8 protein-coding genes are annotated in these 8,462 nt (G+C 38.5%); all 8 read left to right on the top strand.

Annotated elements, in window-relative coordinates; genetic code table 11:
• Positions 1–682: flagellar biosynthetic protein FliR (locus RT405_RS04525; RefSeq protein ID WP_313467941.1), on the top strand; the 682-nt coding region annotated here is incomplete at its 5' end.
• An 11-nt stretch (positions 683–693) separates the two neighbouring features.
• On the top strand, positions 694–1,761 hold the full coding sequence (gene flhB, locus RT405_RS04520; protein ID WP_313467940.1) for a flagellar biosynthesis protein FlhB: 1,068 nt from the start codon (positions 694–696) through the stop codon (positions 1,759–1,761).
• 30 nt (positions 1,762–1,791) lie between these two features.
• The gene (gene flhA / locus RT405_RS04515) at positions 1,792–3,873 is read left to right on the top strand and encodes a flagellar biosynthesis protein FlhA (RefSeq protein WP_313467938.1); all 2,082 of its coding nucleotides are present in this window, start codon (positions 1,792–1,794) and stop codon (positions 3,871–3,873) included.
• A 78-nt stretch (positions 3,874–3,951) separates the two neighbouring features.
• On the top strand, positions 3,952–4,668 hold the full coding sequence (locus tag RT405_RS04510) for a FliA/WhiG family RNA polymerase sigma factor (RefSeq protein ID WP_313467936.1): 717 nt from the start codon (positions 3,952–3,954) through the stop codon (positions 4,666–4,668).
• Positions 4,661–5,419 carry a flagellar hook-basal body complex protein gene (locus tag RT405_RS04505; protein WP_313467934.1) on the top strand — a complete coding sequence of 253 codons (759 nt, stop codon included), beginning with the start codon at positions 4,661–4,663 and terminating at the stop codon, positions 5,417–5,419. The genes RT405_RS04510 and RT405_RS04505 overlap by 8 nt, the downstream gene beginning before the upstream one ends.
• Before the next feature lie 15 nt (positions 5,420–5,434).
• The gene (locus tag RT405_RS04500; RefSeq protein WP_313467932.1) at positions 5,435–6,190 is read left to right on the top strand and encodes a flagellar hook-basal body protein; all 756 of its coding nucleotides are present in this window, start codon (positions 5,435–5,437) and stop codon (positions 6,188–6,190) included.
• A 111-nt stretch (positions 6,191–6,301) separates the two neighbouring features.
• Positions 6,302–7,018, top strand: coding sequence for a cell division ATP-binding protein FtsE (gene ftsE / locus RT405_RS04495; RefSeq protein ID WP_313467930.1), 717 nt, complete (start codon positions 6,302–6,304; stop codon positions 7,016–7,018).
• Between the two features lie 206 nt (positions 7,019–7,224).
• Positions 7,225–8,462, top strand: a 1,238-nt coding sequence (locus tag RT405_RS04490) for a methyl-accepting chemotaxis protein (RefSeq protein ID WP_313467928.1), incomplete at its 3' end; no start/stop codon positions are given.

The following is an 8,462-nucleotide window of genomic DNA, read 5'->3' as shown; positions in this document are numbered from 1 at the left end:
AAAAGGCTTACCGAATCTAGTGAAAGTCGGTTTAGCAGTGGGAATTACTCTGGCTGCTTTTCCAGTTGTCCCTACTTTGTCTGTAGCAGCTTCCACACTGTTTCTTGTACTGTTGGGGATAAAAGAAGTCTTTTTAGGACTGGCAATTGGATTTATTACCAAACTGATTTTTTCAGCAATTGAAATGGCTGGAAACTTCGTGGATTTTCAAGTTGGATTTTCTATGGGAGCTGTATACGACCCTACAATGGGTGTCAGTGTTTCTTATTACGGGAAAATCTACTATTGGTTGTCTATCTGTATTTTTTTTCTAACAGATTTGCACCATGTTGTTATTAAAACTTTGGTCAAGACGTTTGAATACGTTCCGATAGAAAGCACCAATTTAGGAGGATTCGGCGTTGAAGGTATGGTGAAGCTATTTGGGATTGTTTTCGAATCGGCTCTGAACCTAGCTGCACCGTTGATGATCGTAGCTTTACTGACTGAAGTCGTATTGGGATTAATTTCCCGCACGGTTCCGCAAATCAATGTGTTGATTTTGGGGATGCCGTTAAAAGTTTTGGCTGCATTTTTGTTTACTTTGGTGCTGTTGCCGACACTAACAAAAAACATCAGCCGTACATTGCCGCTGATGATCAAGTATATCAATGAATTTATCCAGTCGTTTCCGGCTGCGTGAGGTGAAAATAGATGGCAGATAAAGATGGCAAAACCGAAAAACCCAGTCCAAAGAAACTAAAAGATACACGAAAAAAAGGCGAAATAGCTAAAAGTCCGGATTTGACTTCGGCTATTACCTTTGTTGTTTTTCTTGCAGCTTCAACTTTTCTCGGTACCTATATCTTAAAACAAGCCTTTCTTTATCTGAAAATTTATTTGTCGGCCGGCTTCTCGGTTAACGGGTTGGAAAACAACTTGGCGAATATTGGCATGAAATCGATTCTTTTTATTTTAGTGCTGGCTGGACCTTTTCTAGCTATTGGATTCATAGCTTCTTTTCTAGCTAGTATGTTGCAAACAGGTTTTTTATTTTCGACAGAACCATTAAAAATGAGTTTTAAAAAAATAAATCCCATCAGTGGGTTTAAAAACATGTTCAGTAAAAAGACCTTATTCACATTATTGAAGAATTTGATCAAGCTGGGTTTGGTATTCGGTATGGCTTATTCAACGGTAAAAAAATCCGTTCTGTTATTAGTTAATGCTGGAAATGTCGGCACACAAAAATTATTTTTTTTACTGATGGAGCTGATCAAAGATTTAGGCATACAATTAGGTATTCTGTTGCTGGTCTTAGGGATAGCAGATTACCTTTATCAGGTATACGATCACCGGAAAAACTTAAGGATGTCTAAGCAAGATTTAAAAGATGAGTACAAGGAAAGCGAAGGCGACCCGCAGATGAAAGGCAAGCGCAAGCAATTCCACCGACAAATGACAAGTGGGATGTTGGCAGATGTGGAAGCAGCCACAGCCGTTATTACCAATCCCACACATTTAGCGATTGCGATTCGTTACGATAAAGAAAAAGATGAAGTTCCGATGATTGTTGCCAAGGGAGCAGATTACCAAGCAGCAAAAATCAGAGAACGGGCGAAAGAATCAAATGTTCCGATTATTGAGAATAAACCGGTCGCTCGGGCAATGTACCAATCAATTGAAGTAGGACAGCCGATTCCAGTTGATATGTATCAAGCGATTGCTGAGATATTGGCATTGGTTTACCAAATGGAAGAAATGAATAAACACAAAATTTAAGGTTGTTTTAAGGAATGAGGAGTCGAAGAGATGTTAACTGTTTTTATGGGTAAATTTGAAAAACTAACAAAATCATTGGATGTGTTAATTGCCTTCTTTGTAGTAGCTATTTTAGGAATGATTATTATTCCGTTGCCTTCCCCGCTATTAGATTTTATGTTAGTTGTCAATATTGCTTTATCGATCACCATACTGCTTCTGACTCTTTTTTCTAAAAGCGTACTGGAGTTTTCTACTTTTCCAACGTTGTTATTGATCACTACCATGTTTAGATTAGCGCTGAATATCTCGTCTACTCGTTTGATCTTGACTGTAGGAGAAGCGGGATCGGTAATTGATACATTTGCTAATTTTGTAGCTGGCAATAATATAGTGGTCGGAGCGGTCATCTTCATTATTATAGTCATCATCCAAATGATGGTAGTAACGAACGGAGCAAGCCGTGTTTCGGAAGTTTCTGCACGTTTTACATTAGATGCTATGCCTGGTAAACAAATGTCGATTGACGCAGATTTAAATTCAGGTTTGATCAATGAAGACCAAGCTAAAAAAAGACGGTCAGACCTTGAACGGGAAACTCAATTTTTTGGAGCGATGGATGGAGCCAGTAAGTTTGTTAAAGGGGATGCGATAGCCGGTATTATTATTACGGTGATCAACTTGATCGGCGGTATCGTGATCCATACAGTTCAAAGTGATATGGCCATTATGGAAGCCCTTAGTCAATTTGGTAAATTAACCATAGGGGATGGACTGGTTAGTCAAATCCCTTCACTACTGATTTCAGTAGCATCCGGAATTTTAGTGACTCGTTCAGGAAGCAATACCGGTTTTGGAAGCGCAGTGGGCAAAGAATTGTTCCATGCTCCAAAAGTGATGTTGATGCTGGCAGCTATTTTAGTTTTGTTCGCTGTTATACCTGGATTTCCAACAGTACCTTTCTTATTGTTAGGTTTAGCTTCTGGTGTGAGCGGCTACTTAACACTGGAAAATGAGAAAAGCAAACAGTCTTCTGCCCAAGCGGATGAACAGAAATCAAAAGCCGCACAACGGACGCAACAAGAAAAGACAGAAGACGAATCGGTTGCCTCCTTTCAAGTGGATCCGATTTCAATTGAAATTGGTTATGGTTTGATTCCCTTAGCGGACGAAAGCCAAGACAACAACTTGATGAACCATATTTCTAGTATTCGGAAGCAAAGTGCGCATGAGTTAGGTATCTTATTAAGCCCGATTCGTATTCGGGATAATTTGCAGCTGAAAGCCAATGAATATTTGATTAAAATCAAAGGCAATACAGTAGCAGGCGGAGAATTGTATTTAGACAAATACATGATCGTGGATCCGGGAGAAACGGATTTTGATTTTGATGGGATTCCTACAAAAGAACCGGCTTTCGGTTTAGATGCGATGTGGGTGGAAGAAACGGATCGTGAGGCTGCTGACTTAAGAGGGTATACAGTGGTGGATCCATTGACAGTACTGGTGACGCATTTGAAAGAAACCATTTACAAATCAAGTTATGAATTACTGGGTAGACAAGAAGTCAAACAACTGCTGGAAGGCATAAAAGATAAATATGGTGTGGTCATTGATGAACTAATTCCAGATATTTTACGTTTAGGGGAAGTTCAAAAAGTTTTACAAAACTTGTTAAAAGAAAACATCCCCATCAATGATTTAGTGACGATATTAGAAACATTGGCTGACTATGGCAATACGACTAAAGACACTGAAATGTTAACGGAGTATGTACGTCAAGCTCTTAACCGAACAGTTGTCAAACAACATTTAGATGAAACAGGTGTTTTACAAGTTATTACGATACTGCCGGATACAGAAGAATTGATCAGCCGCAGCATTCAAAAGTCTTCTGCCGGTTCGATTCCAGTTTTGCAGCCTGATGTGGTGACACAACTATTTGATAGTATTACGTCTATCCATAATCAATTGCAAGCAAGAGGTATTCCGCATGTAATATTAGCTTCTCCAAAAATCAGACCAGCCATGAAAAATTTGATTGCTTATAATTTTCCTGATCTGGCTGTCTTATCATTAAATGAAGTACCTAACGATGTGGCAATCGAAACTGTGGGAATGATAGAAGGGTAAATAGGGAATGAAATAATGACTTTTCATATCAAAGGTATTTAGCGGCTTGTTCCGCTTTTCTTAAAGGAGGGATAGTAGATGTATTACGAAAATGATAGGGAACAGGAAGTCATAAAATACTTGCCTTTGGTAGAAAAAGTTGTCAACGGGCTGAATATCAAGCGTAGCGATTATGAACGGGATGACCTTTATAATATCGGTGTGATTGGTTTGATGGATGCTCTGGAAAAATACGATAAAACCAAAAAGGTTCCGTTTGAAGGCTATGCTTATATTCGAATCAAAGGAACAATCATTGATGAAGTCAGAAAAACAGCACCGGTTTCCAGAACAAAATTGGGCCAATTAAACGAGTACTATCGCGCAAAAGAGAAACTGGAAGAAACGTTTAAGCAGACACCGACAGAAAAAGAAATTTGCCAGGAACTAAAAATCAATGACAAACAATTAGCGAAGATCCACGAAACTGTCCATCAGCTAGCTTCAGTTTCATTGGAAAAAGTGATGTATAGCGAAGAAGGCAATGACATTGAATTAATGGATTTTTTAGAAGATAGTCGATCAATTGATTCTGAAGATACTTTAGTAGAAAAAGAACGACAACAGTTGTTAACTAAAAATATCAACCTGTTAGATAAAAGAGAACAGACGATTTTGAATTTATACTATGTAGATGAGTTATCTTTAAAAGAAATTGCTTATATTTTTGATATTTCTGTTCCGCGAGTTTCACAAATTCATGGGAAAATAATACTAAAACTAAAAGAATCAATGAGGAGAGAATACGATGATTAGAAGTATGGAAACGCTCAGCCGAAACTTTGATATCTTGCAAAAAAAGCAAGAAAACATCAGCGCGAATGTAGCTTATATTAACACTGCCGGCTATAAAGCTCAAGAAATCATTCAGAGTACCCTTCAATCAAAGGTGATGGCTAATCATTTAGGCGGGCCTCTATTGGATCAAAAGCAGGAAGTAGGCTCTTTTACTTTCGGTAACCAGATCGATGAAATGTATACAAGTTTTGAACAAGGTGGTCTCAAAGAAACAGCTTCAATTACTGATCTGGCTTTACAAGGAAATAGTTTTTTTACCATAGCAGGGGACGATGGGCAAACCTATTATACACGGAACGGAAATTTTACGGCTAATGCTGATGGCGAACTGGTAACTCAAGAAGGGTATCGAGTACTAGGAGTGGATGCGAACGGGCAACCAGCTTTTATTCCAGCTGGCGGCAATGATTTTTCAGTAGACAGCAGCGGTAATATTAATGGAACCGGCTTGCAGCTGATGCTGACAGATTTTGAAAATCCAGCGACTTTAACGAGTATCGGAGCTGCATTGTATACAGGACAAGGTGGCACAGAGAGTACAGGCGCAACGGTTGTTTTTCAAAATATGATCGAAACGTCGAATGTAAAAACAGCAGATGAAATCACAAACCTCATGCTAGTAGCCAGAGAATTTGAAGCGAATCAGAAAGCATTGAATACGGCAGATGAAACACTCAGGAAAGCCGCTAATGAAATTGGAAAAGTTTAGGAGGAACAACGAAAAATGAGTATACCTTTAAGTATCAGTAAAAGCGGAATGAATGCAGTACAAAATGCAATGGATGCTTTATCTAATGATATTGCGAATACCAATACAACGGGTTACAAGTCTAAAAATGTCAGCTTTAGCGAACTACTGATCAATGATATAAATGGCGACTCCGTTCCTTTATCCGATCGAGCGCAGAATTCAGGAATCAATAATGGTACAAAAAGTGGAGTCACTACAACCAATATGAAGCAAGGTGCATTTGTTTCTGATGAAAATGACTACCATTTAGCTATTGCTGGTGACGGTTTTTTTGGAGTGACCGATAAGAACAATCAATTTTATTTAACGCGTGATGGAGCTTTTCAAGTAAATGGTGATAAATCAATTACCAACAGCCATGGAGATCGCTTGTCGATTGAAGCTATTATTCCAACTGAACAATGGCCTGATGGAGACGTGAGTATTGCTCAGAATGGAGAAGTAAGAATCCAAACAGAAAATGGAACTCATTTGGTCGGACGTATTCCGTTATACACGCCAGCAATTTCAGATGCACTGATGCCGGCAGGAGAAAATAAATTTACATATGACGGGGAATTTATAGAAGGAACCGGTATGATTCAACAGCACTTTTTAGAAACTTCTAACGTTGATTTAGCAAGTGCGATCACCGATATGATGGTTGCGCAACGAGCGTATTCGCTTAATACCAAAGTAGCACAAGGTACCAATGAAATGATGTCCACAATCAATCAATTCAAACAATAGGTTATAATAAACTTCTGGTCATTGGGATTTCGGCAAATGCATTAACGGTTCTGGTTTGACACGAGTAGAGCGGGTCAGGAAAGAGTTCAAGGGGTAAGACGGTGATGAGACATGATTAAAATGAAAAACGTAGCAAAAACGTATCCAAAAGGAGTAAAAGCACTTCGAGATATATCGGTCACTATTAAGGATGGAGAGTTTGTTTATTTAGTGGGCGCAAGCGGTTCAGGAAAATCGACATTTGCAAAGCTGATTATTCGGGAAGAAAAAATGACCCATGGCCAAATGGAAGTGTGCGGCTATAATTTAGCTAAACTGAAAAGCAGCGATGTTCCCAAATTAAGGCGTGAAATCGGAGTCGTTTTTCAAGATTATAAATTATTAAATGACCGGACAGTTTTTGAAAACATAGCTTATGCTTTGGAAGTGATTGGGACTAATCCCGAAGAAATCGAGCCGCGTGTAATGGAAGCTTTGACTCAGGTAGAGCTTGAAGCAAAAGCGAATCTAAAACCAACTGAATTATCAGGCGGCGAGCAGCAAAGAGTCGGGATTGCCCGAGCAATCGTCAACCGTCCCAAAATGCTGATTGCTGATGAGCCGACCGGTAATCTTGATCCCAAGACTGCTCTAGAAATCATGCGGTTATTTTACCGTATCAATTTACAGGGGACTACTATTATTATGGTCACTCATAACCGCTCGATCGTTAATAAAGTACGCAACCGCGTGCTGGAAATTAAAGATGGCCAACTAGTAGGCGACGAAAGTAAGAATAATGGCAGTCTTCAATACGATTACGCTTCCGGAGATTACATACTAATTTAAGCCCAATTATTCTATCTAAAATGAGTCTAGACAAAAGTCTTGGCTTATTTTTTTTGAAGAGAGTATTTTTTCAGCAAGACAACCTTGCAATTGTTTATTTTACTAGCTGGAAAATTAAAATAATGGTTCTTACTATAAAGTTTCCTTTCAATCTGCCGATATAGATAAATAGAAAGAACTAAATTGATAAGAAGAGGATTGAAAAAATGAAAAAAAAGAAAGTAAAACAAAGCAAAATCAAAAACTTACGTACTAGAATATTATCAGGCTTTGGTGTCATCGTTCTGCTGCTGATGCTGTCAAGCTTATTTAACATATTGTGTTTGAATGACATCAATCGTTCAATGAAAACCATTATGGAAAAAGAAATGAAATTATTGATCAGTGATGAAAAGTTATTGACCGATATGAACAAACGGACCAGCTTAATGCGAGGATATCTGGCTTATGATGATGAAGCTTATCTTATACAATTCAATACAGAAACAAAAAAAAGCATTGAACTAGAAAATCAAGCTTTAGCATTAAGTAATTCAGCAGAATTGAAAACACTAATCGATAAGAAAATTGCTTGGGGCCGTTTAACGGATCAAGCATTAGAAGCATATAATAATGGCGATGCTGAAGAGGCCAAGACTATTATGAATACGCAAGCACAAGCAGTGGAAAATGAGCTGGAAAAAGGTTTTTCTGACTTAGCGGCGAAGAGAGAAGTACGCATTCAAGAATTTAGTGATGATATCATGAGAAAAGGAAAAATTATCCAAAAATTGGGAATTGTTGTCACTATTTTGGTAGCTGTATTATCTGTTATTAGCGCTTATATTACATCTAGAAGCATCACAAAGCCAATCAACTTGGTTATGAGACACATGCAAACCATCGCAGGCGGCGACTTGAGTGTTGAACCGCTGAATGTGGTGACAGAAGATGAAACTGGACAATTAGCAGCAGCTATGAATATGATGCAAGATGTATTAAAAGGCACCATGCACAAAATATCAGATGACTCAGAAACGTTGTCAGCTCATAGTGAGGAGTTGAATCAAGCAGCTTTTGAAGTGAAATCCGGCTCAGAGCAAGTAGCTACTACTATGCAAGAGCTAGCAACTGGTACAGAAACACAAGCCAACACAGCCAGCAGTTTATCTATTGTAATGGGAAACTTTACTAAAAAAGTTCGCGACACCAACAAGAGCGGTGAACAAATCTCTAAAACTTCCCAAAGAGTATTGGAAATGACAACTGAAGGCAGCCGATTAATGAAGTCATCTAATCAGCAGATGCAAAAAATCGATAGTATTGTGCAAGATGCTGTAGAAAAAATGGCGATTCTAGATAACCAAACCAAAGAAATCTCTGATTTGGTTTCTATTATTCAAACTGTAGCAGATCAAACTAATTTATTGGCTTTAAACGCAGCGATTGAAGCAGCGAGAGCCGG

The organism is Carnobacterium sp., from assembly GCF_032094055.1.
In the GTDB taxonomy this organism is placed as follows: Bacteria; Bacillota; Bacilli; order Lactobacillales; family Carnobacteriaceae; genus Carnobacterium_A.
The sequence above is the reverse complement of the archived record's forward strand: the minus strand, read 5'-3'. Positions and strand labels throughout refer to the sequence as shown.

Coding starts and splice junctions, on each gene's coding strand:
- RT405_RS04510 (WP_313467936.1), top strand. CDS start 3,952: ATGTATTACGAAAATGATAGGGAACAGGAAGTCATAAAATACTTGCCT.
- flhA (WP_313467938.1), top strand. CDS start 1,792: ATGTTAACTGTTTTTATGGGTAAATTTGAAAAACTAACAAAATCATTG.
- RT405_RS04500 (WP_313467932.1), top strand. CDS start 5,435: ATGAGTATACCTTTAAGTATCAGTAAAAGCGGAATGAATGCAGTACAA.
- RT405_RS04505 (WP_313467934.1), top strand. CDS start 4,661: ATGATTAGAAGTATGGAAACGCTCAGCCGAAACTTTGATATCTTGCAA.
- flhB (WP_313467940.1), top strand. CDS start 694: ATGGCAGATAAAGATGGCAAAACCGAAAAACCCAGTCCAAAGAAACTA.
- ftsE (WP_313467930.1), top strand. CDS start 6,302: ATGATTAAAATGAAAAACGTAGCAAAAACGTATCCAAAAGGAGTAAAA.